The organism is Pseudomonas sp. RtIB026 (assembly GCF_016861355.2).
GTDB classification, from domain to species: Bacteria; Pseudomonadota; Gammaproteobacteria; order Pseudomonadales; family Pseudomonadaceae; genus Aquipseudomonas; species Aquipseudomonas peradeniyensis.
In genome coordinates this window covers 2,503,672-2,530,269 of sequence record NZ_AP023348.2, presented here as the reverse complement: position 1 = coordinate 2,530,269, position 26,598 = coordinate 2,503,672, and the positions used below count along the sequence as shown (strand labels likewise).

The 26,598-nt window shown below is 65.3% G+C and carries 18 protein-coding genes; 6 read left to right on the top strand and 12 right to left on the bottom strand.

Annotated elements, in window-relative coordinates; all coding sequences use genetic code 11:
* Positions 1–35 precede the first annotated feature (35 nt).
* Together PRtIB026_RS11485 and rlmKL are read right to left on the bottom strand one after the other, a co-directional pair.
* The gene (locus tag PRtIB026_RS11485) at positions 36–2,432 is read right to left on the bottom strand and encodes a diguanylate cyclase (RefSeq protein ID WP_232856031.1); all 2,397 of its coding nucleotides are present in this window, start codon (positions 2,430–2,432) and stop codon (positions 36–38) included.
* Between the two features lie 95 nt (positions 2,433–2,527).
* Positions 2,528–4,726, bottom strand: coding sequence for a bifunctional 23S rRNA (guanine(2069)-N(7))-methyltransferase RlmK/23S rRNA (guanine(2445)-N(2))-methyltransferase RlmL (gene rlmKL / locus PRtIB026_RS11480; RefSeq protein WP_203647480.1), 2,199 nt, complete (start codon positions 4,724–4,726; stop codon positions 2,528–2,530).
* A 565-nt stretch (positions 4,727–5,291) separates the two neighbouring features.
* Between rlmKL and rmf the strand changes: the two genes are divergently transcribed.
* Positions 5,292–5,501: a ribosome modulation factor gene (rmf, locus tag PRtIB026_RS11475; protein ID WP_232856030.1), complete on the top strand. Its 210-nt coding sequence runs from the start codon at positions 5,292–5,294 to the stop codon at positions 5,499–5,501.
* Positions 5,502–5,715: 214 nt separating this feature from the next.
* On the opposite strand, the gene PRtIB026_RS11470 is transcribed toward rmf, so the two are convergent.
* A complete protein-coding gene (locus PRtIB026_RS11470; RefSeq protein ID WP_203647482.1) occupies positions 5,716–6,741 on the bottom strand; it encodes a quinone-dependent dihydroorotate dehydrogenase in 1,026 nt (341 codons plus the stop codon).
* A gap of 126 nt (positions 6,742–6,867) precedes the next feature.
* On the opposite strand from PRtIB026_RS11470, the gene PRtIB026_RS11465 reads away from it, so the two are divergent.
* The 4 genes from PRtIB026_RS11465 to PRtIB026_RS11450 all read left to right on the top strand — a co-directional run bounded on the left by PRtIB026_RS11465 (position 6,868) and on the right by PRtIB026_RS11450 (position 11,852).
* A complete protein-coding gene (locus PRtIB026_RS11465) occupies positions 6,868–8,082 on the top strand; it encodes a CmpA/NrtA family ABC transporter substrate-binding protein (protein WP_244670916.1) in 1,215 nt (404 codons plus the stop codon).
* Positions 8,083–8,092: 10 nt separating this feature from the next.
* Positions 8,093–8,668, top strand: a complete 576-nt coding sequence (locus PRtIB026_RS11460; RefSeq protein WP_203647484.1) for an ANTAR domain-containing response regulator — start codon at positions 8,093–8,095, stop codon at positions 8,666–8,668.
* A gap of 304 nt (positions 8,669–8,972) precedes the next feature.
* Complete coding sequence (locus tag PRtIB026_RS11455) at positions 8,973–10,184, top strand: nitrate/nitrite transporter (RefSeq protein WP_203647485.1); 1,212 nt, start codon at positions 8,973–8,975, stop codon at positions 10,182–10,184.
* Positions 10,185–10,193: 9 nt separating this feature from the next.
* Positions 10,194–11,852 carry a bifunctional protein-serine/threonine kinase/phosphatase gene (locus PRtIB026_RS11450; RefSeq protein WP_267813825.1) on the top strand — a complete coding sequence of 553 codons (1,659 nt, stop codon included), beginning with the start codon at positions 10,194–10,196 and terminating at the stop codon, positions 11,850–11,852.
* A 223-nt stretch (positions 11,853–12,075) separates the two neighbouring features.
* Here the strand turns inward: PRtIB026_RS11450 and PRtIB026_RS11445 are convergent, their stop codons facing one another.
* The 8 genes from PRtIB026_RS11445 to ppsA form a co-directional block, all read right to left on the bottom strand.
* Complete coding sequence (locus tag PRtIB026_RS11445; protein WP_203647486.1) at positions 12,076–13,116, bottom strand: OmpA family protein; 1,041 nt, start codon at positions 13,114–13,116, stop codon at positions 12,076–12,078.
* Between the two features lie 110 nt (positions 13,117–13,226).
* Complete coding sequence (gene sigX / locus PRtIB026_RS11440) at positions 13,227–13,793, bottom strand: RNA polymerase sigma factor SigX (protein ID WP_050704759.1); 567 nt, start codon at positions 13,791–13,793, stop codon at positions 13,227–13,229.
* Positions 13,794–13,906: 113 nt separating this feature from the next.
* A complete protein-coding gene (locus tag PRtIB026_RS11435) occupies positions 13,907–14,731 on the bottom strand; it encodes a mechanosensitive ion channel family protein (protein WP_110739094.1) in 825 nt (274 codons plus the stop codon).
* A gap of 2 nt (positions 14,732–14,733) precedes the next feature.
* Entirely contained in the window at positions 14,734–14,997 is a 264-nt protein-coding gene (locus tag PRtIB026_RS11430) for a hypothetical protein (protein ID WP_028692938.1), read from the bottom strand.
* 168 nt (positions 14,998–15,165) lie between these two features.
* The gene (locus PRtIB026_RS11425) at positions 15,166–16,161 is read right to left on the bottom strand and encodes a zinc transporter ZntB (RefSeq protein ID WP_254463431.1); all 996 of its coding nucleotides are present in this window, start codon (positions 16,159–16,161) and stop codon (positions 15,166–15,168) included.
* A gap of 25 nt (positions 16,162–16,186) precedes the next feature.
* A complete protein-coding gene (gene rraA / locus PRtIB026_RS11420) occupies positions 16,187–16,678 on the bottom strand; it encodes a ribonuclease E activity regulator RraA (protein ID WP_023630330.1) in 492 nt (163 codons plus the stop codon).
* Positions 16,679–16,870: 192 nt separating this feature from the next.
* Positions 16,871–17,863: an alpha/beta fold hydrolase gene (locus tag PRtIB026_RS11415; protein ID WP_203647487.1), complete on the bottom strand. Its 993-nt coding sequence runs from the start codon at positions 17,861–17,863 to the stop codon at positions 16,871–16,873.
* Between the two features lie 136 nt (positions 17,864–17,999).
* Positions 18,000–20,375 (bottom strand): phosphoenolpyruvate synthase, encoded by a 2,376-nt coding sequence (gene ppsA / locus PRtIB026_RS11410; protein ID WP_203647488.1) that lies wholly within the window; start codon positions 20,373–20,375, stop codon positions 18,000–18,002.
* Positions 20,376–20,553: 178 nt separating this feature from the next.
* Here ppsA and ppsR point away from each other — a divergent pair, with 178 nt between their 5' ends.
* Positions 20,554–21,372 carry a pyruvate, water dikinase regulatory protein gene (ppsR, locus tag PRtIB026_RS11405; protein ID WP_028692934.1) on the top strand — a complete coding sequence of 273 codons (819 nt, stop codon included), beginning with the start codon at positions 20,554–20,556 and terminating at the stop codon, positions 21,370–21,372.
* Positions 21,373–21,548: 176 nt separating this feature from the next.
* Here the strand turns inward: ppsR and PRtIB026_RS11400 are convergent, their stop codons facing one another.
* Entirely contained in the window at positions 21,549–26,414 is a 4,866-nt protein-coding gene (locus PRtIB026_RS11400; RefSeq protein ID WP_203647489.1) for an NAD-glutamate dehydrogenase, read from the bottom strand.
* Positions 26,415–26,598 lie beyond the last annotated feature (184 nt).

Here is a 26,598-nt window from a genome sequence, read left to right as displayed (position 1 = left end):
CAACTAAAACAACCAAACAACAGACCAAACTCAACTCAAGACAACTCCCCCTCAACCCGATCCCTCCCCCCCTGCTTGGCCACATAAACCCCAGCATCCGCCCGCAACAACAACGCATCCGCCCCCTCCCCAACCCGCCACCCCGCCACCCCAAAACTCGCCGTCACCCGCCCCACCCCCTCGACCGGCACACTCCGAACCCCCTGCCACAACTCCTGCGCCAGCACCCGCGCCTGCTCGGCATTACTCCCCGGACACAACACCATGAACTCCTCCCCCCCCAACCGACAAAACACATCGGTCCGCCGCAACCGCTGCCCGATCCGCTGGCACAGGCTGCGCAGCACATGATCCCCCACCGCATGCCCGTATTGATCGTTGATCCGCTTGAAGTGATCGATATCCAGCATGATCACCGCCAGGTCCAACCCATCCCGCTGCGCCCGATCCAGTTCGTTGCGCAGCCGCTCCTGGAAATACCGCCGGTTGTAGATCCCGGTCAGCGCATCGGTCACCGACAGCGCCCGCAGCTCCTCCTCCACCCGCTTGAGGTCCGAGATATCGGTCAGGTAACCATGCCAGAGCGTGCTGCCGTGCTCGCCGACCTCCGGCGTCGCCTCCCCCCGCACCCAGCGCAACCCCGCCCGCGGCAGGCACACCCGGTACTCCTCCCGCCACGGCGTCAGGTACTCGGCGGAGTAACGCACCGAGCGCCGCACTCGCTCCAGGTCGTCCGGGTGGATACGTTCGAACACCGCCGCGGCGTCCTCGCGCAGCACTGCCAGGTCCACCTCGTAGATGTCGTGCAGACCTTGGCTGGCGTAGGGGAAACAGGAATGACCATCGGCGTCCAGGCGATACTGGTAGATCCCGCCAGGCACCTCGGCGCTGAGTTTTTCCAACAGCCGGTCGCGGGCCGCCAGGGCTTCGTGCACCCGGCGCCGCTCGGTGACATCGATGCAGATCGCCAGATAGCCCACCCATAACCCCTGCTCGTCCAGCACCGCCGTCACCAGCATGTTGGCCAGCAGGTGGCTGCCATCCTTGCGCACCAGGGTCCAGTCCGCCGGCTCCGCGCCGCCCTCCTGCACCGTCTCGGCGAACATCGCCTGGCCCGCGCCAACCTCGCGCCCGAAGCGCACGCTCAAGGCATGGGCCCGCTGGCGCAGCTCCTCGGGCAAGACCAGGTCCTCAAGGCGCAGCTGGCCCAGCGCTTCGCCGGCCGAATAGCCCAGCATGCGCTCGGCGCCCGCGTTGAACGTGCCGATCACCCCGCGCAGGCTGGTGGCGATGATCGCCACCTGGGTCGCGGCATCAAGCACGCTGCGCAACTGGTTGTGGGTCTCGCGCAATGACTGCTCGCTGATACGCAGCTCGGCGGTACGCCGGGCCACCAGGCCCAGGGCACGCTGGCGCTGGCTGAACAGGCTGTACAGCAGCAGCGCCAGCAAGACACTGAGCAGGCCACCGAGCAACGCCACCACCGGCACCGCCGACGAGCGGTTGGCGGCAAGAAAGCCCTGGCTGGGACGAATGTCGAGCTGGTAGTGGTGGTCCGCCAGGTGCAGCAGGTGACTGCTGGCAAAGCCCATGCGCGCCGGCGGCATCCCTGAGTCGAACAGCACCTCGTGACCACCCTCTGTGGACAGGTCGAGGATGCGCACCACCAGGTTGTCGTCAGCCACCGTCGGCAGGCTCTCGGCGATCAGCTGATGCAGGCTCAGCAAGGCCATGACGTACCCTCGAAGGGGATCGCCCACAGACGCTTCATCGGCGAACACCGGGGCGACTATCAGCAGGCCACGGGTATAAGTCGGTTCGACGTTGATCATGTCCAGCGGCGCCGACACCGCCATGCTGCCGGGGCTGGCGGCCCGGGCCAAGGTCGCGGCGCGCAGCGGCTGCCCACCCAGGTCGAAGCCGTAGGGCTGGGCCTGGCGACTCGCCGCCTGGGTGTACAGCACCGGATAGTAGTGATCACGCGCAGGCGCGGCCTGCCAATCACCCTGGGCGTCCAGGTCGCGGATCTGATAGGGCTGGCCCAGCCAGGCACTGGCGCGCCGCTCGAAGTCCTCGCGCTGCGCGGCCGCTACCCGCGGTGCCCAGGAGTAAGCCTGGGTGCGGTGCAGCAAGGGACGTGCGTAGCCATCGAACTCGCGGGGGGTGATTTCAGTGGAATAGGCGAAGAACCGGCGCAAGCCATCCAGGCGTTGCTCCTGCTCCTCGAAACGCTCGGCGATGCGGCTGTAGCGCTCACTGGCCAGCAGCTCGAAGCGCTGGCGCAGTTGCTGCTGGTAGAAGGTCTGGGTGGCGATCGCCAGGGCGGCCGTGAGCAACGCCCCGGCGACCAGCGCCGCCAGGGCCACGCCCCAGGCCGACAACTCGTCGCCGAGCAGGCCAAGCCGCTTTGCAGGTACGCCCGGGTTCGACATAGAGGACTCCAACCAAGGTCAGCGTCCTGCGTATTGTCCCGCCCTGTCCTGAGTTATAGCCACTGGCCAGCAGGCGTGCCACGTACCTCGTCGGCTCAGCGCAGACGCAGCTGCCAGGCGCGGTGGATACGATTGTTGCGGGCGAAGTCCGGGTCCAGGGTCTGGGCACTGATCTCCTCCACTACGTAGCGCGCGGCCAAATGCTCGTCGAGCTGGAACTTGCGGAAGTTGTTGGAGAAGTACAGCACACCCCCCGGGGCCAGGCGCGCCATGGCCAGGTCGAGCAGTTGCACATGGTCGCGCTGCACGTCGAATACCCCTTCCATGCGCTTGGAGTTGGAGAAGGTCGGCGGGTCGATGAAGATCAGGTCGTAGCTGTCCTGGGCGTTCTCCAGCCAGGCCATGACATCGCCCTGCTCCAGGCGGTTGCGCTCGGAGAAACCGTTGAGCGACAGGTTGCGCCGGGCCCAGTCCAGGTAGGTCTTCGACAGGTCCACGCTGGTGGTGCTGCGCGCGCCGCCCTTGGCTGCGTGCACGGTGGCCGTGGCGGTGTAGCAGAACAGGTTGAGGACGCGCTTGCCCGCCGCCTCGCGCTGGATGCGCATGCGCATCGGCCGGTGATCGAGGAACAGCCCGGTATCCAGGTAGTCGGTGAGGTTGACCAGCAGCTTGACGCCGCCTTCGTTGACCTCCTGGAAGCGCCCTTCGGTGGCCTGGCGCTCGTACTGGCGGGTGCCGCTCTGGCGCTCCCGGCGCTTGAGCACCACACGCTGCGGATCGACGCCCAGGGCCTGGGGAATCGCGCTCAGCGCGTCGAGCAGGCGCGCCTGGGCCTTGTCCGGATCAATCGAACGCGGCGCGGCGTACTCCTGCACGTGCACCCAGTCGTGGTACAGGTCCACTGCCAGGGCGTACTCGGGCATGTCGGCATCGTACACACGGTAGCAATCGACCTTCTCGCGGCGGGCCCACTTGCCCAGCTGCTTGAAGTTCTTCTGCAGGCGGTTGGCGAACATCTGCGCGCCTTCCGACAGGCGCGCCGGCTCGCTGGCCACCGGGGCCTGGCGACGAGGCTCGCCCTCAGCCGCCTCGGCCTGGGCCGAACGACGATCACCGGTGACGAACTGGTCGGGCTGGACCTTGAACAGCAACAGCTTGCACGGCAACGCGCCGTTCCAGAAGGCGTATTGCTTGTGGCTGCGGATGCCCATGCGCTTGCCCAGCTCCGGCGCGCCGGTGAACACCGCCGCTTCCCAGCCCATGCAGGCCTGGCGCAGGCGCTCGCCGAGGTTCTGGTAGAGGTACAGCAGGCTGGCTTCGTCGCCCAGGCGCTCGCCGTAGGGCGGGTTGCTGATCACCAGGCCTTTCTGGTTCTGGTCCGGACGCGGCTCGAAACTGGCCACCTCGCCCTGGTAGATCTTCACCCAGTCGCCCAGGCCCGCGCGCTCAACGTTGTTGCGCCCCGGCTGGATCAACCGTGGGTCGGCCTCATAGCCGCGGATCCACAGCGGCGGCTTGGCCAGGCCGGCTTGAGCACGGGCCTGGGCCTCGTCGTGGACCTTGCGCCACAGCGCCGGCACATGGCCGAGCCAGGCGCTGAAGCCCCAGCGCTCGCGCTTGAGGTTGGGAGCGATATCGGCGGCGATCATCGCCGCCTCGACCAGGAAGGTGCCCACGCCGCACATCGGGTCGGCCAGGGCGCCGCCCTCGGCCGCGATACGTGGCCAGCCGGCGCGGATCAGCACCGCCGCCGCCAGGTTCTCCTTCAGGGGCGCAGCACCCTGCTGCAAGCGATAGCCACGCTGGTGCAGGCTGTGGCCGGACAGGTCGAGGGAAAGGATCGCCTCGCCACGGTCCAGGCGCAGGTGCACGCGCACATCCGGGTCGACCTTCTCCACCGACGGGCGCAGGCCTTCGCGGTTGCGCAGCTTGTCGACGATCGCATCCTTGACCTTGAGCGCGCCGAAGTGGGTGTTGTCGATGCCTGAGCCATGGCCGCTGAACTCCACCGCCAAGGTGCCATCAGCCGCCAGGTGGTCGGCCCAGTCGACGGCATTCACGCCGTCGTACAGGTCGTCGGCGTTCTTCATCGAGAAGCGCTTGAGCACCAGCAGCACGCGGTTAGCCAGGCGCGACCAGAGGCACAGGCGATAGGCGGTTTCCATGTCGGCGTCGCCGCGAATGGCCGAGGTGTGCTCACGCACCTCGTTCAGGCCCAGTTGACGGGCTTCCTCGGCGAGCAGGCCTTCAAGACCCTTGGGGCAGGTAAGGTAAAGTTCGAAACGGTCCGACATGTGCAATCCAGAGCCTTTGGCTAGGTAGATGGCGAGCCGACGCATCGGCTGCCGCTGTTAGCCCGCACGCCTTTCCAGCAGGCGTCCGGGTGGCCCGACGAAACGCTCGCCAGGCCTGGCCGCCCGGTCGATCATGCCTTTGCCGGGTGGCGAAAGAGGCTTTGATCGTCGGGCAGTATGAAAATTGCGTGGACGTCGGGCTCAGATGTGACCCTTCGTCGCATTACCAAATATTACTGTCATCATCCAGCAACGCTGGCCAATTGACGTCAAGGTTGGGTAAACCCTGATCATAGCGGGCTCAACGGCAAACAAGGTTGAGTCGCATTTATTTACTTATCCCCTCACCTTCGGAAAGGTTACGTCCTTATGACAAATCGATCATTCACACTGTGACCTGCATTCGTTAGAACTGATCTCAGGTCGCACCGCAACGGGGCGGCACTTTCAACCCGCCACGCCAGCAGCGGGTGCACTTCGGCAGAACGATTCTGCCCGGCCTCGGAGAGGCCGACGGGACATTTCAGTCAACAAGTGAGGGCAATACCTTATGAGTGGAAAAAGAATGAAACGTAGTTCCGAGGAGAAAGAAAAAGCACGCGGTTTTCTTTACGGCATACAAGGTAAATCCCGAGAACTGTGCCCAAAACAGGAAGGTACAGCTGGCCATCAAAACTGGATGAACGGTTGGCGCAACGGCCGTGAAGCATACTGGAATGCAGAGACCGGCATCGCTGGCATTTCTACCCGAAACGAGAACCACGCACTTGGCTGAACGAGGACACTGAATTCGAGTCACCATGCGCGCCCTATCCGGGCGGCGGGCTGCGGCCCAGGGGCCCCTTTGAAGGGGCCCTTTTTTATGCCCTTTTTTTCATCCTATCCGGCGGGCAACGTGGGAGCGGGCTTGCCCCGCGATGGCGTCCGCCCAGGCAACTTGTCCTGGCGCCATCGCGGGACAAGCCCGCCCCCACGGCTACCGGTTCATTTCATGCTTTCGGCATCGCGGCAATGGCATCCACTGCTTCACGAATCAGCGACGGGCCTTTATAGATGAAGCCCGAATAGATCTGCACCAGGCTCGCCCCTGCGGCGATCTTCTCGGCCGCATGACGCCCCTCGGTGATCCCGCCCGCCGCAATGATCGGCAGCTTGCCACCCAGCTCACCAGCGAGCACTTTCACCGTGTGAGTGCTCTTTTCCAGCACCGGCGCACCCGACAAACCACCAGCCTCGCCACCGAACGGCAGGCCTTCGACGCCCTCGCGCCCCAGGGTGGTGTTGGTGGCGATCACCGCATCCATCCCCGATTCGACCAACGCCGCCGCCACCAGGGCGGTCTCCTCGTCACTCATGTCCGGCGCGATCTTGATCGCCAGCGGTACGCGCTTGCCGTTTGCCTGCGCCAATTGCTCACGGCGCTCGGCCAGGGCATCGAGCAGTTGCTTGAGCGAATCGCCGAACTGCAGCGAACGCAGGCCGGGGGTATTCGGCGAGCTGACGTTGACGGTGATGTAGCTGGCGTCGTTGTAGACCTTCTCCAGGCAGATCAGGTAGTCGTCCTGGGCCCGCTCGACCGGGGTGTCGAAGTTTTTGCCGATGTTGATACCCAACACGCCGGTGTACTTCGCGGCACGCACCCGCGCCAGCAGGTGGTCGACGCCCAGGTTGTTGAAGCCCATGCGGTTGATGATGGCCGTGGCCTCCGGCAAGCGAAACAGCCGCGGCTTGGGGTTGCCCGGCTGCGGGCGCGGCGTCACGGTGCCGATTTCGACAAAGCCGAAGCCCAGTTGGGCAAAGCCATCGATGGCCGCGCCGTTCTTGTCCAGGCCGGCGGCCAGGCCGACCGGGTTGGCGAAGTTCAAGCCCATCACTGTCACTGGCAACGCCGCCGGCTGCTTGCACAGCAGGCCGTTGAGCCCGAGACGGCCACCGGCGCCGATCAGGTCCAGCGAGAGGTCGTGGGAGGTTTCCGGGGAGAGCTTGAACAGCAACTGGCGGGCCAGGGTATACATGGGTGGGCGGACTCGCGGTGTGTGAGGGGGCGATTATAGCCAGCGCGCCGCCGGGGCAACAGGGCAATGGCACATGGGTTGCTAAGTCCGTTGCATGCAGTCAATCGCGAACGCCTGAGGATTCTCGTGAACACAGCCCTCCCGACAACGCCCCTGGCCTGGGTCAACGGCAGCGACGCGCCGGAAAAGCCCAGCCTGGACATCGGTTTCATGGCCCTGACCGACTGCGCCTCGGTGGTGGTCGCCGCCACCCAGGGCTTCGCCCAGCAGTTCGGCCTGACCCTCAACCTGCGCCGCCAGGCGTCCTGGGCCGGGCTGCGCGACAAGCTGGTCAGCGGCGAGCTGGACGCCGCCCACTGCCTCTATGGCCTGGTGTACGCGGTGCACCTGGGCATCGGCGGCGTGCCCGCCAGCCCCTTGGCCGTGCTCATGGGCCTTAACCAGAACGCCCAGGCCATCAATCTCTCCCCCGCGCTGCAGCGCAAGGGCGTGACCAGCCCCGAGGCACTGGCGCGGCTGGTGCACCAACAGGGCGCACAACTGACGTTCGCCCAGACCTTTCCGACCGGTACCCATGCCCTCTGGCTTTACTACTGGCTGGCCAGCCAGGGTATCCACCCGCTGCGCGATGTGACCAGCGTGGTGGTGCCCCCTGCGCAGATGGCCGCCCACCTGCAGGCCGGGCGCATCGACGGCTTCTGTGTCGGCGAACCCTGGTCGGCGGACGCCGTCGCCAAGGGGCAGGGCTTCACCCTGGCCACCAGCCAGTCGATCTGGCCCGACCATCCGGAAAAGGTCCTGGCCAGTGCCCGCGGCTTCGTCGAACAGTACCCCAACAGCACCCGGGCGCTAATCAAGTCGGTACTCGCCGCCGCACGCTTCATCGAGCAGAGCCAGGAGAATCGCCGTGGCACCGCGCAACTGCTCAGCGGCAGCGCCTACCTGGACTCCCCGGTCGGCAGCATCGAGCCGCGCCTGATCGGCGACTACCAGGATGGCCTGGGCCATCGCTGGCACGATCCCCACGGCCTGCGCCTGTTCGACCAGGGTCGGGTCAACCTGCCGTACCTGTCCGATGGCATGTGGTTCATGACCCAGTTCCGCCGCTGGGGCCTGCTGCGTGACGACCCGGACTACCTGGCGGTCGCCAGCCAGGTGCAGCAGCTGACGCTGTACCGCGAGGCCGCCACGGCGTTGGGCGTACCTTGTGCCGACCCGCCCATGCGCAGCAGCCTGCTGATCGACGGCAGCCGCTGGGACGGCAGCGACCCCCATGGCTATGCGCGCAGCTTCGCACTGCACGCCCTGGACGCGGCGCCTGACGCCCGCGCCCATCGCTGAGGGCCCAGCCATGTTGCGTATCCTGCTGATCGACGACACGGAAAAAAAAGTCGGCCGCCTCAAGGCCGCCCTGATCGAGGCCGGCTTCGAGGTGATCGAGGCCAGCAGCCTGAGCATCGACCTGCCCGCGTGTGTCGAAACGGTGCACCCGGACGTGGTGCTGATCGATACCGAGTCACCAGGCCGGGACGTGATGGAACAGGTGGTGCTGGTCAGCCGCGACCGCCCGCGTCCCATCGTGCTGTTCACCGACGAGCATGACCCCGGTGTGATGCGCCAGGCGATCCAGGCCGGGGTCAGCGCCTACATCGTCGAGGGTATCCAGACCACGCGCCTGCAACCGATCCTTGATGTGGCCATGGCCCGCTTCGAAAGCGACCAGGCGCTCAAGGCTCAACTGCTGGCCCGCGACCAGCAGTTGGCCGAGCGCAAGCTCATCGAGCAGGCCAAGGGCCTGCTGATGAAGATGAAGGACTGCAACGAGGAACAGGCCTACACCCTGATGCGCCGCCAGGCCATGAGCCGCCAGCAGAAGCTGATCCAGGTGGCGGAACAGATCATTGCCATGTCGCAGATGCTGGGGTAACGCCATCCGTACCGACGTTACGCCCCTCTGTAGGAGCGGCCTTGTGCCGCGAAAGGGGCGCGCAGCGGCCCCAAGATTTCAGGGTTTACATAAAGATCGCTGGGGCCGCTTTGCGGCCCTTTCGCGGCACAAGGCCGCTCCTACAGGGTTCGCGCGAGACTGGATATTGGCCCGCCTCTTGCTCTGAAAACCCCGGTAGCCAACGGCGGTTGCCCCCATACCCTGACAAAGACGTCGCTCGCCCCTCCACAGCCATGGACCGGGCAGCGGCGTCTTTTCGTTTCCGCGCCCAACGAGGTGTTCGATGAATACGAGCTTCTGGAAATCCGGGCATGTGCCCACGCTGTTCGCCGCCTTCCTGTATTTCGACCTGAGCTTCATGGTCTGGTACCTGCTCGGCCCCCTGGCGGTGCAGATCGCCGCCGACCTGCAACTGAGCGCACAACAGCGGGGCCTGATGGTGGCCACGCCGATCCTCGCCGGCGCGGTACTGCGCTTCGCCATGGGCCTGCTGGTCGATCGCCTGTCACCCAAGACCGCCGGGCTGATCGGCCAGGTCATCGTGATCGTCGCCCTGGCCTGCGCCTGGCACCTGGGGGTGCGCAGCTATGAGCAGGCGTTGCTGCTGGGTGTGTTCCTCGGCTTCGCTGGGGCCTCGTTCGCCGTGTCCCTGCCCCTGGCCTCGCAGTGGTATCCACCCCAGCACCAGGGCAAGGCCATGGGCATCGCCGGCGCCGGCAACTCCGGCACGGTGTTCGCCGCGCTGCTGGCCCCGGCGCTGGCCGCAGGCTTCGGCTGGAACAATGTGTTCGGCTTCGCCGTGCTGCCCTTGCTGCTGACCCTTGTGCTGTTCGCCCTGCTGGCGCGCAATGCCCCGCAACGGCCCAGGCCCAAGGCCATGGCCGACTACCTGAAGGCCCTGGGAGATCGCGACAGCTGGTGGTTCATGTTCTTCTACAGCGTGACCTTCGGCGGCTTCATCGGCCTGGCCAGTGCCCTGCCCGGCTACTTCAGCGACCAGTACGGGCTGAGCCCGGTGACCGCCGGCTACTACACCGCCGCCTGCGTGTTCGCTGGCAGCCTGATGCGCCCACTCGGCGGAGCCCTGGCCGATCGCTTCGGCGGGATCCGCACCCTGCTGGCGATGTACGGCGTGGCCGCCGTGTGCATCGCCGCAGTGGGCTTCAACCTGCCCAGCGCGGCGACGGCCCTGGCGCTGTTCGTCAGCGCCATGCTCGGATTGGGCGCCGGCAATGGCGCAGTGTTCCAGCTGGTGCCACAGCGTTTTCGCCAGGAGATCGGTGTGATGACCGGGCTGATCGGCATGGCCGGTGGCATCGGCGGCTTCCTGCTTGCCGCAGGCCTGGGCACCATCAAGCAGCATACCGGCGACTACCAGCTCGGCCTGTGGCTGTTCGCCAGCCTCGGCCTGCTGGCCTGGTTCGGTCTGCACGGGGTCAAGCAACGCTGGCGCACCACCTGGGGCTCGGCGGCAGTGACGGCGGCGCGGGTCTGAAGCCGCGCCATGAGCCTGCAACTGAGCTTTGCCCAGGCCAGCGCCACCGGGCCGCGTCCGGAAAACCAGGACGCCCTGCGCCTGGTAACACCCGTACCGGAGCTGGCCGCCAGCAAGGGTTACCTGTGCGCGCTGGCAGACGGCGTCAGCCAGTGCGCCGATGGCGGCCTGGCGGCGCGCGCCAGCCTGCAGGCCCTGGCCCTGGACTATTACGCCACGCCCGCCACCTGGAGCGCTGCCCAGGCCCTGGACCGCCTGCTCACGGCACAGAATCGCTGGCTGCGCGCCCAAGGCAATGGCCAGCCGCTGCTGACCACCCTCAGCGCCCTGGTGCTGCGCGGGCGACGTTTCACCCTGGCCCATGTCGGCGATTGTCGGGTGTACCGCTGGCAGGCCGACCAGCTGCACTGCCTGAGCGAAGACCATGTCTGGGACCAGCCCGGCATGCAGCATGTGCTCAAGCGCGCGCTGGGGCTGGACCAGCAACTGCTGGTGGACTACCTGGAGGGCGACCTGCGCGAGGGCGAGTGCTTCGTGCTGCTCAGCGACGGCATATGGGCCAGCCTGAGCGATGCGCATATCCAGTCGATCCTGCGCGAACAACCCGACCTGCAGGTGGCCGCCGACACCCTGGTGGCCAGCGCCCACCATCGCGGCAGCCAGGACAACGCCAGCGCCTTGCTGGTGCGAGTGGATCAACTGGGCGCCAGCAACCTGGGCGACACCCTGGCGCAACTCCAGCAGTGGCCGCTGCCAGGCGCGCTGCGTGACGGTCAGTCGATCGATGGCTGGCAGGTCGACGGCTTGCTGACCCAGAGCCGGCAATCGCTGCTGTACCGGGTCCGCGACCCGCACGGCCAGCCCTGGCTGCTAAAGACCCTGCCGCAGTCTCGCGACCAGGAGCCCGGGGCCGCCCAGGCCCTGCTGCTGGAGGAGTGGTTCCTGCGCCGGGTCGCCGGCCGCCACTTCCCTGAAGTGCACCCGGCCAGCCAACGCCAGCACCTGTACTACCTGATGCGCGAGTACCCGGGCACGACCCTGGCCGGACAACCCCCACTACCGCTGGCGCAATGGCTGGAGGTCGCCCGCCAGCTGTTGCAAGCGGTGGGCGTACTGCATCGGCGCAACCTGCTGCACCGCGACATCAAGCCGGACAACCTGCACCATGGCAGCGATGGCCAACTGCGTCTGCTGGACTTCGGGCTGGCATACTGCCCGGGGCTTTCCGAGGACCCGCCCCATGCCCTGCCGGGCACGCCTTCGTTCCTCGCCCCTGAAGCCTTCGACGGCCTGCCCCCCGCACCGCGCCAGGACCTCTATGCCGTGGGCGTGACGCTTTATCATCTGCTCACCGGGCACTACCCCTACGGCGAGGTCGAAGCGTTCCAGCGCCCACGCTTCGGCACGCCAGTGAACCCGGCGCGTTATCGGCCGGATTTGCCGGAGTGGTTGCAGCGCAACCTGTTACAGGCGGTGGCGGCAGACCCGGCGCAGCGCTTCGAGACCGCCGAGCAGTGGTTGCTGTTGCTGGAACGGGGAGATCACCAGGAGCTGGCCGAGCGGCCACGGCCGCTGCTGGAGCGCGAGCCGTTGAAGGTGTGGCGCACGATTGGGTTGCTGTCGCTGCTGTTGAACCTGGTGTTGTTGCTGGTGTTGCTCAAACGCTAAGCGCGCAGGCGCACCACAGTTCGTGTAGGAGCGGCCTTGTGCCGCGAAAGGGCTGCGTAGCAGCCCCGGCAATCCGCGTGATGCTGAAATCCTGGGGGCGCTGCGCACCCCTTTCGCGGCACGAGGCCGCTCCTACAAAGGAGGGGGACCAGGTGTATCTCGAAAAATCTCGGGCAAAGAAAAACCCGGCCGAGGCCGGGTTTTTCGTGAAGCGTCAAACCAATTACTTGGCCTGGGCTTCTACCTGAGCTTCTACGCGACGGTTGACGGCGCGGCCAGCATCGGTGGCGTTGTCGGCGACCGGACGGGTCTCACCGTAGCCAACCGAGTCAACACGGCTCGATTCGATGCCGTACTGCTGGGTCAGGACTTGCTTGACAGCGCTGGCGCGACGCTCGGACAGCTTCTGGTTGTAAGCGTCTGGACCGACGGAGTCAGTGTGACCTTCCACGGTGGTGGTGGTCTGTGGGTACTGCTTCATGAAGTCAGCCAGGTTCTTGATGTCGCCGTAGCTGTTAGGCTTGACGACCGACTTGTCGAAGTCGAACTTGACGTCCAGCTCAACGCGAACGACTTCGGCAACAGCCGGGCAGCCATCAGCGTCAACGGTAACGTTGGCTGGGGTGTCAGGGCACTTGTCGACGTTGTCGCAGACGCCATCGTTGTCGCTGTCGGAGCAGACTTCGGCAACTGGAGCTGGCGCAGGAGCGGCTTTCTGGCCACCGCTGCCACCGAAGTTCAGACCCAGACCAACGGTCGGACCCCACTCGGTGTTGCCGTTGTCGATGTTGTACATGGCTTCGACGCCGGCACGGGCGAAGAACATGTCGGTGATGTACCACTTGGCGCCAGCGCCAACGTTGGCGAAGGTGGAGTGGTCACGGCCGCCACGAGTGGCCTGGCCCAGGCTTTCGTGAGCGAAACCAGCGGAAACGTACGGACGCAGGGCGTCACCGACGGTACCGAAGTGGTAGGTGGCGTCCAGCTTGGTCTTGGAGCCTTTGATGTCTTTGTTGAAGACTTCACCACGAGCGTTGTGGGTCTCGTTGTAGCCCAGGTCCAGGGACACGTCGTCGGTCAGGAAGTAACCGAGGCGGACACCAGGGTTGGTGCCGGTGTTCTTGAAGTTACGCTCGCTGTCGTAGTACTGCTTGGTGACGTTGCCTTCGATTTCGACAGCGCCTTGGCCTTGAGCCAGAACGCCGAACGAAGTAGCGGCCACGAGCGAGCCAATGGCCAAGCCCAAGGTGTTTTTCAATTTCATCCGTTAAATCCCCATCTGGTGATAGTTAAGCAGTCCCACCAACATCCGGGGGACAACTCGACGGCAAGTCTAGCAGAACTTGCCGGTTGGTTAGAGGTATTTGCTGGCCACTAAGTTTCAGCCAGGCCTGCAAATTTCTCTCTAAGCTTGTCGAGCGCACGCTTGTAGCGCATTTTCGTGGCGCTCAGGCCCATGTGCATGATGTCCGCGATCTCCTGGAATTCCAGCTCTGCGACAAATCGCAGCACCAGGATTTCCCGGTCGATCGGGTTCACATGCACCAGCCATTTGTCCAGCCCGCCCTTCTCCTCCGGCTTCGGTGCCTTGTCCTCGGACGCCTCTTCGACAGGGTCCAGGCTCAGGGCATCCATCAACCGGCGCTTGCGGCGCTCCTTGCGGTACTGGGTGATGCATTCGTTGTAGGTGATGCTGTAGAGCCAGGTCTTGAACTTGGACTTGCCCTCGAAGTTCTTCAACCCGTACAGCACCTTGAGCATCACCTCCTGACAGACATCGTCGGCATCCCGATCGTTCCCCAGGTAGCGCGCGCAGACGTTGAACAGCGTGCGCTGGTAGCGGCGCATCAGTTCCTCGTAGGCGCGGGTGACGTGAAACAGCTCCTCATGCGAACGCGCCACCAACTCCTCGTCGGTGAGCTCGCGGGGGTCATAGCGCATGGGCGGCGAATGAACTTTATTCAAAACGGATCTGGCCGACAGTCAGGTCAATGTCGCCGCTCGGCCCCGTGGGCCGATTTTTGCGGCGGCATACATTAACAGCTTTTGTGCGGTTAGCGGCTATTCACGCGCTGCTCGAGCAGCTCGCGATTAGACAACGACACCAGTTCGCCATCATCGGTCAGCAGGGTCGTCTTGACCGTGCCGATTTCCTCGATGTGCCCCTCGACCTCGCCAATACGCACCTGCTGGCCGACTTGATACAACTCGCGCACATAGATGCCGGCCAGGATCTGCCCGGCGATTTCCCGGCTGCCCAGGCCCATCGCCAGTGCAACGGCCAGACCAACGGTAATCAGCCCGATGACGATCACATGGTTCAGCAGGTCGGTCTTGACCTCGAGCTGGCTGATGGCCACCGAGATGCTGATGATGATCACCAGGCCCTGGGCGATGCGCCCGACGCCGGCGGCGTACTCCAGGCCGATACCCTCGGCGGCGCCGCGCACCAGACCGTTGACCAGTTGCGCCAGGAGCACGCCGGCCAGCAGCACCAGGGCCGCGCCGAACACCTTGGGCAGGTACAGGGCGAGCATGTCGAGGGTCGCCGAGACCCGCTCGAGCCCCAGGGATTCCGCGGCCGAGACCAGGAAGATCAGCAGCACGAACCAGTAGACGATCTTGCCGATCAAGGTCGAGATCGGCACCTGGATGCCGACCCGGGCGAGCATCTTGGTCAGCCCGGTGCCACTCATCAGGCGATCCAGGCCGAACTTGGCCAGCACCTTGGACAGCAGGGTGTCGAGCAGCTTGGCCACGACGAAACCGAGCAGCACCACGACCAGCGCGCCGAACAGGTTGGGGATGAAGTTCGCCACCTTGGTCCAAAGGGCAGTCATGGCGGTGACCAGGCTCTGGGTCCAGAGATCGAGTTCCATATTCAATCGGCCTTATCTGCGTTGCTGCCGGCGGCAGGTTTGCGGGTAGAGTTGCGACGGACCGGCGCGACATGCGCCGAGCCATTGTTCACGGCGATCAGCAGCGCCTGGCTCCAGCGGCCAAGCAGGCTGAACAGATCGCCCGCGCCGACCTGGCGGTTGGCGGTCTTGAGCACGCGACCCAGGCAGGCGGCGTCGTCGCGGTCCTGGCCGGACGGCGACGCCTTGAGCAGGTCGCGCAGGGATTCTTCAAACGGATCGTGCATGGGCACCTCGCGCAATGTCAGTCAAAGACGAGGGCGCCGAGCAATGGGTCACACAGGGATGTGGGACGAGTGTTTCAAAATGAGTGTGCGAGCCCATCGCGGGGCAAGCCCGCTCCCACGGAACCACGCTGAGAGCGTGGGAGCGGGCTTGCCCCGCGACAAGATACATCACACCCACCGCAACCGCCGGAACAACCACCACTGCCCTGCTGCCAGCCCCAGCACGACCATGCAGGCGAACAGGAAGCCATAGGGGTTTTCCGCGCCCGGAATACCGCCGACATTGATGCCCAGCAGCCCGGTGATGAAGCTCATGGGCAGGAAAATGCAGGTGATGATGCCGAACCGGTACATGGTCCGGTTCATCCGCTCGCTGCGCCGCCGGTCCTCGCTTTCCAGCACCAGCGCGGCGCGCTCGCGGGCCAGTTCGAGCTCTTCGAGGTAGCGGATCAGGCTGTTGTTCAACTCGTTCCAGTAGTCGGCGTCGGCATCGGCGAACCAGCTGTATTTGCTGCGCGACAGCTGGGCATAGATGTCGCGCTGGGGGGCGAGGAAACGCCGCAGGCCGGCGGCGCGGCGCCGGATCTGCTGCAGGCTGCCCTGGGCCGGAGAATACCGTTCGTCGGATTCTACCTTTTCTTCTTCCAGATCGACCGCTTCGGACAGGTCGCTGACCAGCGCCTGGACCTTTTCGGTCAACAGTTCACCCATCAGCAACAGCAGTTCGGAGGCGGTCTTCGGCCCCCTGCCCTCGTCCAGTTTCTGCAGGACCTCGTCGCTCGCCCGAAGGGGCCGCAGACGCAGGGAAATGACCCGACGCGCCTCGGCGAAGATACGCACCGAGACCATGTCCTCAGGCTCGGCGCCCGGGTTGAGGTTGACCCCGCGCAGGAACAGCAGCATCTGCTCGTCGGCCAATGGCAGCAGGCGCGGGCGGGTGTTCTCCTCCAGCAGCAATTCGCAGGCGAACTCGCTCAGGCCACTGTCGTGGAGCAACCAGGTGCGGGTCTGCGGGTGACTGCGGTCCCAGTGCAGCCACAGGCTCTCCTGGGGCTGCAGCTGCAGGTCGTCCAGCTCGGTGCGGGCGATCGAGCGCGCGCCACCCTTGCCATCGAGCACCAGGGCATGCACCAGGCCCCACTGCGCGTTGTCTTCCTCGAACATCAAAGCTCCATCGGTGTACGGCGCGTCACTCGGGCATCTTCAGCGGGCTCGGCGAGACCAGCACGCCGTTGTTGTCGGCATACACATACTCGCCCGGGCGGAAGGTCACGCCAGCGAAGGTCACCGCGACATTGAGGTCGCCGATGCCACGCTTGTCGGTCTTCATCGGGTGACTGGCCAGGGCCTGGATGCCGACATCGGTCTGCGCCAGCACGTCCACGTCACGCACGCAGCCGTAGATCAGCAGGCCTTCCCAGCCATTTTTCGCCGCTTTCTCGGCGAGCATGTCGCCCAGCAGCGCGCGGCGCAGCGAGCCGCCGCCGTCGACCACCAGGACCTTGCCCTTGCCGTCGAGCTCGACCTGCTCCTTGACCAGCGAATTGTCCTCGAAGCACTTGATGGTGACGATCTGGCCACCGAACGAGTCGTGGCCGCCGAAGTTGCTGAACATGGGTTCGAGCACCTGGACCAGGTCCGGGTAGGCGTCGCACAGGTCGGGCGTTACGTAATGCTGCATGGGAAACTCCTGTCAGTCACAACGAAAGCGGATGTGGAGCAAGGCTACACCGCAGGAGGCCGGCAGTCATCCGGGACCGAGCAGTCAGTTTGCTTTTGTCTGCTCCGGCCTCTTCGCGGGTAAACCCGCTCCCACAGGGTTTCGCACCTCACCTGTGGGAGCGGGTTTACCCGCGAAGAACCCCACGCGGAATCAACTGGCGGGCACCGGCTCCATCACCACCGTCGAGGCATGCACCGGCACCTGCGGATCCCTCAGCCAGCGCTCCACCAGCGGCCACACCTGGGTTTGCGCCGCCTTGCTGACCAGCATGTCGACATGCCCGAAGGCCTCGAAGCCCTCCTCGCGCCCCAACCGCAGGAACTGCCTGGCGTCACCGCCGAACTGCTCGAACAGCTTGCGACAGGCCCACACCGGGTCCTGGAAGTCACCGGCCCCGGCCACCGCCAGCAGCGGCACCTCGATCTCGGCCAGCCCCGCCCACCAGTCCTTGTCCTTGTCGCCGAAGCGGCCGAACAGGCCATTCCAGCGCAGGCTCTCCAGGGCCAGGCCGATGGGTTCGTCCTCCGGGCCACGCTTGAGGCGCGAACCCGAGATCTGCGCGAAGCGCTTGAGCAACACGCGCGCGCCCCACTCCACCGGCGGCACTTTCAGCGGCCAGTAGACCCGGCTGACCTGGGTGCCGAACAGTGCCGCGCTGGCCACCAGCGCGGTGTCCAGGTAACCGCTGCCCAGCGCCGCCGCCAGGGTGGTGCCGCCCAGCGAGTGGCCGACCCAGTGCGGCGCCTGCCCGGCCTGCTCGCGAACGAAAGCGCCGATCACCGGCAGGTCGTAGCGCGCATAGTCGGCCACACGGTTCTGTCGCCAATCGCGGTTGCGCGGCGACAGGCCGTGGCCGCGCATCTCCGGGATCCACACATCGAACCCGGCGCGGGCCAGGTAGGCGCCCAGGCCGATGCCCTTGGGCGAATACCAGAAGCGCCGGTTGGAGAAACTGCCGTGCAGGAGAATGACCGGCACGCCCTGGGCGTGGTCCTGATCGGCCAGGCCCAGGCGGGTGACGGCCAGCTCGACGCTCGGATCGGGGCTGTTGCCGGCCTTGATCCGGTAGACGTCTTCGCTGAGGTCGCCGCGGCGCTCGGCACTGAGCAACGCGACGGGAAATTGGGTGGAGCTGCTTTGCATGGGTTCACGAACAAACTGAGGATATGAACGTGGGAGCGGGCTTGCCCCGCGATTGAACCAGACCTGCAGACACTGCTGTCCCATCTGGCGCTATCGCGGGCCAAGCCCGCTCCCACAGTGTGTTGCCTTCAGCGCATCACGCCGCGCCCTGGCCCTCGGCCAGGAAGAACCAGGTCTCGAGCACCGAGTCCGGGTTCAGCGACACGCTCTCGATGCCCTGCTCCATCAGCCACTTGGCCAGGTCCGGGTGGTCCGACGGGCCTTGACCGCAGATGCCGATGTACTTGCCGGCCTTGTTGCACGCGGCGATGGCGTTGGCCAGCAGCTTTTTCACGGCCGGATTACGTTCATCGAACAGGTGGGCGATGATGCCCGAGTCGCGGTCCAGGCCCAGGGTCAACTGGGTCAGGTCGTTGGAGCCGATGGAGAAGCCGTCGAAGTACTCGAGGAACTCTTCGGCGAGGATGGCGTTGGACGGCAGCTCGCACATCATGATCACGCGCAGGCCGTTGTCACCGCGGGCCAGGCCGTTCTCGGCGAGCAGGTCGACGACCTGGCTGGCTTCGCCCAGGGTGCGCACGAACGGCACCATGATCTCGACGTTGGTCAGGCCCATCTCGTTGCGCACGCGCTTCAGCGCACGGCACTCGAGCTCGAAGCAGTCACGGAACGACTCGCTGATGTAGCGCGAGGCGCCGCGGAAGCCCAGCATCGGGTTTTCTTCTTCCGGCTCGTAGAGTTTGCCGCCGATCAGGTTGGCGTACTCGTTGGACTTGAAGTCCGACAGGCGCACGATGACCTTTTTCGGGTAGAAGGCCGCGGCCAGGGTGCTGATGCCCTCGACCAGCTTCTCGACATAGAAGCCAACCGGGTCGTCGTAGCCGGCGATGCGCTTGTCGACGCTTTCCTTCAGCTCCGGCGGCAGGCCGGCGTAGTTGAGCAGCGCCTTGGGGTGCACGCCGATCATGCGGTTGATGATGAACTCCAGGCGCGCAAGGCCGACACCGGCGTTGGGCAGCTGGGCGAAGTCGAAGGCGCGGTCCGGGTTGCCGACGTTCATCATGATCTTGAACGGCAGTTCCGGCATGGCATCGACCGAGTTCTGCTTGACGTCGAAGCCCAGCTCGCCTTCGAAGATGAAGCCGGTGTCGCCTTCGGCGCAGGACACGGTGACGCCCTGGCCGTCTTTCAGGACCTGGGTGGCGTTGCCGCAGCCGACAACGGCCGGAATGCCCAGTTCACGGGCGATGATCGCCGCGTGGCAGGTACGCCCGCCGCGGTTGGTGACGATGGCGCTGGCGCGCTTCATCACCGGTTCCCAGTCCGGGTCGGTCATGTCCGAAACCAGCACGTCGCCCGGCTGGACCTTGTCCATTTCCGAGACATCGTTGATCACGCGGACCTTGCCGGCGCCGATGCGCTGGCCGATGGCGCGCCCCTCGACCAGCACGGTGCCCTTCTCTTTCAGCAGGTAGCGCTCCATGACATTGGCGCTGGAACGGCTCTTCACAGTCTCGGGGCGGGCCTGGACGATGTACAGCTTGCCGTCGTCACCGTCCTTGGCCCACTCGATGTCCATCGGGCGCTGGTAGTGCTGCTCGATGATCATCGCCTGCTTGGCCAGTTCGTTGACCTCGGCGTCGCTCAGGCAGAAGCGCGCGCGCTCGGCACGCTCGACCTCGACGGTCTTGACCGAGCGCCCGGCCTTGGCTTCGTCGCCATAGACCATCTTGATTGCCTTGCTGCCCAGGTTGCGGCGCAGGATCGCCGGACGGCCGGCCTGCAGGGTCTGCTTGTGCACGTAGAATTCGTCCGGGTTGACCGCACCCTGTACCACGGTTTCGCCCAGGCCGTAGGCGCCGGTGATGAACACCACGTCGCGGAAGCCCGACTCGGTGTCGAGGGTGAACATCACGCCGGCGGTGCCGGTCTCGGAGCGGACCATGCGCTGCACGCCCGCGGACAGGGCCACCAGCTTGTGGTCGAAGCCCTGGTGCACGCGGTAGGAAATGGCGCGGTCGTTGAACAGCGAGGCGAACACTTCCTTGGCCGCGCGGATCACGTTGTCGACGCCGCGGATGTTGAGGAAGGTCTCCTGCTGGCCGGCGAAGGAGGCATCCGGCAGGTCCTCGGCGGTGGCCGAGGAACGCACGGCCACGGCCATGTTGTCGTTGCCGCCGGCCATCTCGGCGAAGGCCGTACGGATTTCTGCGTCCAGACGCGCCGGGAAATCGGCTTCCATCACCCACTGGCGGATCTGCGCGCCGGTCTTGGCCAGGGCGTTGACGTCATCGACGTCCAGCGCATCGAGCGCCGCGTGGATGCGCTCGTTCAGGCCACTTTGCTCGAGAAAATCGCGGTACGCCTGAGCCGTAGTGGCAAAGCCGCCCGGCACCGAGACACCGGCACCTGCGAGGTTACTGATCATCTCGCCCAGGGATGCGTTCTTGCCCCCCACATGCTCCACATCATGGACGCCGAGCTTATCGAGGGAAACTACGTACTCTACCAAGGTGATCTCTCCACTAACTGTATTGGAAAAGCTCAAGGGCGCCCGCCTGCCTGACTGACTGGGCCGGACGCTTGTGGCCTGGACCTGGAAAATAAGTGAGAATGCCGAGCAACCGCGTTCGGCAAACCGAACCTATCATATCCAGAAATCTTCGGCAGCTTAAGGCCCCCAGGTGCAAATGAAACGAACCGCGTTCTTCATCTCCGACGGTACCGGCATCACTGCAGAAACGCTGGGCCAGAGCCTGCTCGCACAATTCGAGAGCATTCCGTTCAATAAATTCACGCGCCCCTACATCGATACGCTGGACAAGGCCCGGGCCATGGTCCAGCAGATCAACGCCGCGGCCGAGCGCGACGGAGTGCGTCCGATCATTTTCGACACCATCGTCAACCAGGACATCCGTGAGGTCATGGCCACGTCCAATGGCTTCATGATCGACATCTTCTCGACGTTTTTATCCCCGCTCGAGCAGGAATTGACCGCCCATTCGTCGTATTCCGTGGGCAAATCCCACTCGATCGGCGGCAATTCCAACTACATGGAGCGCATCGAGGCGGTCAACTTCGCCCTGGACAACGATGACGGCGCGCGCACCCACTACTACGACAAGGCCGACCTGATCCTGGTCGGCGTGTCGCGCTGCGGCAAGACCCCGACCTGCCTGTACATGGCCATGCAGTTCGGCATCCGCGCCGCCAACTACCCGCTGACCGAGGACGACATGGAGCGCCTGCAACTGCCGGCGGTGCTGAAGAAGCACCACAGCAAGCTGTTCGGCCTGACCATCGACCCCGACCGCCTGACCGCCATCCGCCACGAGCGCAAGCCCAACAGCCGCTACTCGAGCTTTGCCCAGTGTGAGTTCGAGGTACGCGAAGTGGAGAACCTGTTCCGTCGGGAGAACATTCCCAACATCAACTCCACGCATTTCTCGGTGGAGGAGATCTCGGCGAAGATCCTGGTGGAAAAAGGCGTGGAGCGGCGGTTCAAGTAAGCCTGAACCGGCCTCTTCGCGGGTAAACCCGCTCCCACAGGGATATCACAGGGCTTGAGGCAGTGAGGTCCCTGTGGGAGCGGGTTTACCCGCGAAAGGGCCAGACCTGCTGACAGAAGGCCCAAAGAAAAGCCCCGGCATCACTGCCGGGGCTTTCTTTTACCTCAACGCCAGGCTCAGGACGGAATCACCGCCGCCTGCCCGCTCATCGCCAGGTCGACCAGCTCGCGGTTGGCCACCGCGTACATCGCATAGTCGGTGCCGGTGGCGTTGCGCAGGTCGTCGAGCATGGCGCGCCAGCGCTCGACCATCACCCGGTGCTGCTCGCACCACAACGCCACCCGGGCATCCATGTCCTGCGGCGCGTCGGCCATCTGCAGCACGGAGATGGTGATCGCCCGCTGCTGCAGGTCGATGTCGTCGCGGAACGCCTCGCGGGCCAGGGCCTGCCAGTTGTTCTCCACCGGCAGGTTGCTGATCTCCTGCAGGTACCAGGTCAGGTCCAGCGAGCTGCCCACGGCGAAGAACGCCTTGGCCACCTGCGCCGGATCGTGACCGGTGACGTCCGAGGCCTCGATGATCGGCAACAGGGTGTACAGGTGGGTGGTGCCGGCCACCATGCGTGCCAGCAACTCCGGCACACCGGCCTCGACGAAGCCCTGGTAGCGGACCATCCAGCGCTCGCGGGTCGGGCCTTCCAGCAGTTCGTCGAGCTTGAGCCCCAATTGCGCGAGCACCGGCCCGAAGTGGGCGACGTCGCGGCCCGCATCCTGCTCGTTACGGCGGCTGCGCAGGAACCAGCGGGTGGCACGACGGCCCAGGCGCATCAGCTCGTCCATCAGGGTCAGCTGGATCTCGGCTGGGACCTGATAGTCCAGGGCCTCGATCTGGCGGAACCAGTGCGGCAGGTGGAAGATGTCACGCACGATCACATAGGCGCCGGCGACGTTGGCCGGGCTCATGCCGGTGGACTCCTTCAGACGCTGGACGAAGGTGATGCCCATGTTGTTGACCAGGTCGTTGGCGATCTGGGTGCTGACGATCTCGCGCTTGAGGCGGTGACGGCGCATCGAGTCAGCGAACTTGCTCACCAGCGACGGCGGGAAGGCCGTCTCCATGTCGCGGGTCAGGTAGTCGTCGTCCGGCACCAGCGACTTGAGCAGTTGCTCCTTGAGGTCGATCTTGCTGTACGAGATCAGCACCGACAGCTCGGCGCGGGTCAGGCCCTGGCCGGCGGCCAGGCGCTCGGCCAGCTGCTCCTCGGTGGGCAGGAACTCGATGGCGCGGTCCAGCTTGCCACGAGACTCGAGGTCGGCCATCAGGCGCTTGTACTCGGCGATCCGCTCGCGGGCGCGGCGGGCGGCCAGCGACAGCGCCTGGGTCTGCTTGTAGTTGTTGCCCAGCACCAGGCCTGCGACTTCGTCGGTCATGCTGCCCAGCAGCTGGTTGCGCTGCTTCTCGGTCATGTCGCCACCCTGCACCACTTCGTTGAGCAGGATCTTGATGTTGACCTCGTGGTCGGAGCAGTCCACGCCGCCGGCGTTGTCGATGAAGTCGGTGTTGGTGGCGCCGCCGTTGAGGCCGAACTCGACCCGGCCGAGCTGGGTCATGCCCAGGTTGCCGCCCTCGCCCACCACCTTGCAGCGCAGCTCGTTGCCGTTGACGCGCAGGGCGTCGTTGGCCTTGTCGCCGACATCGGCGTGGCTTTCGCTGCTGGCCTTGACGTAGGTGCCGATACCACCGTTCCACAACAGGTCCACCGGCGCCTGCAGCAACGCGTGCAGCAGTTCGGTCGGGGTCAGGCGATCCGCTTCGATGGCGAAGCGTTCCTTCATCTGCGGGCTGATGGCGATGCTCTTGGCGCTGCGCGGGAAGATCCCGCCGCCTTCGGACATGATGCCGGTGTCGTAGTCACTCCAGGCCGAGCGCGGCAGGTCGAACAGGCGCTTGCGCTCGACGAAGCTGGTGGCCGGGTCCGGATTCGGGTCGATGAAGATGTGCAGGTGGTTGAACGCTGCCACCAGTTGTAGCTTGTCGGACATCAGCAAGCCGTTGCCGAACACGTCGCCGGCCATGTCGCCGACCCCGACCACGGTGATCGGATCTTCCTGCACGTTGATGCCGCGCTCGCGGAAGTGACGCTGCACGCCGACCCAGGCGCCACGGGCGGTGATGCCCATCTTCTTGTGGTCGTAGCCGGCCGAGCCGCCGGAGGCAAAGGCGTCGCCCAGCCAGAAGCCGTAGTCGATGGCGATGCCGTTGGCGATGTCGGAGAAGGTCGCGGTGCCCTTGTCGGCCGCCACCACCAAGTACGGGTCGTCGTCATCGTGGCGCACCACGTTGGCCGGCGGCACCACGCCACCATCCTTGAGGTTGTCGGTGATGTCGAGCAGGCCGGAGATGAAGATGTGGTAGCACGCCACGCCTTCGGCGGCGATCTCGTCACGGCTGCCGCCCAGCGGCAGGCGGCGCGGCAGGAAGCCGCCCTTGGCGCCCACCGGCACGATCACCGAGTTCTTCACCTGTTGGGCCTTGACCAGGCCGAGCACTTCGGTGCGGAAGTCCTCTTCGCGGTCCGACCAGCGCAGGCCGCCGCGGGCGACGTTGCCGAAGCGCAGGTGCACGCCCTCGACCCGTGGCGAATAGACGAAGATCTCGAACTTCGGCACCGGTTTCGGCAGTTCGGGGATCAGCTTGGGATTGAACTTGAAGCTGAAGTACGACTTGTTCTGGCCGTTGGCGTCCGGCTGGTAGAAGTTGGTGCGCAGGGTGGCCTTGATCAGGTCCAGGTAGCGGCGCAGGATGCGGTCCTCGTTGAGCACCTGGACCTCGTCCAGGGCGCTGAGGATCGCCTGCTCCAGGCGCAGCTGCTTGTCGTCCAGATCTTCCTGGGTCAGCTTGCGCGCCAGGTAGAAGCGGGTCTTGAACAACCGGGTCAGCTCGCGGGCGATGTCGGTGTGGTTGTTCAGGGTACTGGCGATGTAGCCCAGGTCGAAGCCCAGGCGGATCTGCTTGAGGTAGCGGGCGTAGGCGCGCAGCAGCGCCACGTCGCGCCACGGCAGGCCGGCGGTCAGCACCAGGCGGTTGAAGGCGTCGTTCTCGGCGTCGCCCTTGACGATATGGACGAAGGCATCCTGGAAGGTGTCGTTGAGCTGCTGGATATCAAGGTTGAGGCCTTCGCTGTAGGTGAAGGCGAAGTCGTGGATCCAGAACTCGCGGCCGCTGGCGTGGCGCAGGCGGTACGGGAACTCGCCGAGCACGCGCAGGCCGAGGTTTTCCAGGATCGGCAGCACGTCCGACAGCGCCAGCGGCGTATCGGCGTGGTACAGCTTGCAGTGCAGCTGGCGCTCGCCCAACTGGGTCAGCGGCTGGTAGAAGCTCATGGCCAGCGGCTTGGCTTCCGACAGGTTCAGCACATGCTGCATGTCGACCACCGCCGAGTGCGCGGCGAAGCGCTCGCGGTAACCGGCCGGGAAGCCTTTCGGGAAGTCGGCCAGGATGTTGGTGCCATGGGCCTCGCCGAAGTTCTCCACCACCAGCGCCGAGAAGTCGTCCTGCCACGAACGGCAAGCCTGGATCACTTCGTTTTCCAGCTGCTGCGGGTCGATGTCGATGCGGTTCTTCGGGTCCACCCGCAGGATCAGCTGCACGCGGGCCAACACCGATTCGGAGAAGAAGGTCCAGAACTCGCAGTCGGTGGCCTTCAGACGCTCCATCAGCACCTGCTGGATCTTCTGCCGCACCTCGGTGGAGTAGATCTCGCGTGGCACATAGGCCAGGCAGTAGCAGAAGCGGCCGTACGGGTCCTTGCGCAGGAACACGCGGATCTTGTTGCGCTCCTGGATCTGCACGATCGACATGACGGTACTGAGCAGTTCGTCGACCGGGGTCTGGAACAGGTCGTCGCGCGGCAGTACCTCGAGGACCTGGGCCAGCTCCTTGCCCAGGTGGGCTTTGGGGTCGAAGTTGGAACGGCGTTCGACTTCGGCGACCTTGCCACGGATGTACGGGATGGTATGCACGCTCTCGCCGTACACCGACGAGGTGTACAGGCCCATGAAGCGGCATTCCTTGATGACCTTGCCATCCTGGTCGATCTGGCGGATCGACACGTAGTCCGGGTACGCCGGGCGGTGCACGCGGCTCGGCTGCGAGGCCTTGGCGAACGACAGCAGGCGCGGCTCGCGCAGGTAGGCGACGGCGTAGTCCTCGATGCGCAGGTCGTCGGCGCCCAGGCCTGCGCGCAGCAGGCGGGCCAGGCCCAGGAACGAGGCCTCGTCGTAGACCAGATGGCCGCCGTCGGCATCGGACTCGACAGTGAATTCCTCATAGCCGAGGAAGGTGAAATGGTTGTCCAGCAGCCACGACAGGAAGCTCTTCACCTCGGCCTTGTCGTTCTGCGCCGGGCCGAAGGCGTTCTGCTCCACCAGTTCCAGCAGCTCGCGGATCTTGGCTTTCATCGGCTCGAAGTCGGCGACCACGCCGCGCACTTCGGCCAGTACCTGCTCCAGCTCCATGCTCAGGGTGTTGAGCTCGGCGGCATTGGCGCAGCGGTCGATTTCCAGGTACATCAGCGACTCATGGCTGACGCCCTCGCCCTGGGTGCCCTTGGGCAGCAGTTCGACCAGCTCGCCCTTGGCGCCGCGGCGCACGCTGAGCACGGTGGTCTGCAGGGTGTGGATGCTGTAGCCGCGGCGGTTGAGCTCGGTGCGTACCGAGTCGACCAGGAACGGCAGGTCGTGGTGCAGCACCTCGACCACGGTGTGGGTCGATTGCCAGCCGTGGCGTTCGTAATCGGGGTTGTAGACCCGCACCTGCGGGTGTTCGGGGTCGAAGCGCTCGATGATGCGCCAGGCGGACAGCGTGCAGCCGGCCAGGTCCGACAGCCTGCGCTGTGTGAGTTCGTCCAGAGAGATGATGCCGAAGAACTGCTCGGCGAACAGCGCCACTTGTGGCAGGGACTGTTCGCTGATGTGCTGCGCCAGGGCCACCTGCAGTTGATGCTGGAAGTCGGCTTTGCTGGCTGCGGTGAAAAACGCCATCTGTGGTACTCCGCTTGGGCTTTGTTATAGGTGAAGCGTCGCGTACGTCCGCCGGGTACGGATCAACGATAGCCAACCCGCGGCAAGCCGGACGGTAAAACCAGGCGTTGGACACGAGCGTCATGTCCACCGACTGGGGAGCTTAACGACTGAACGGTCACTGCGGCTTGCAGCGCTGCGACAA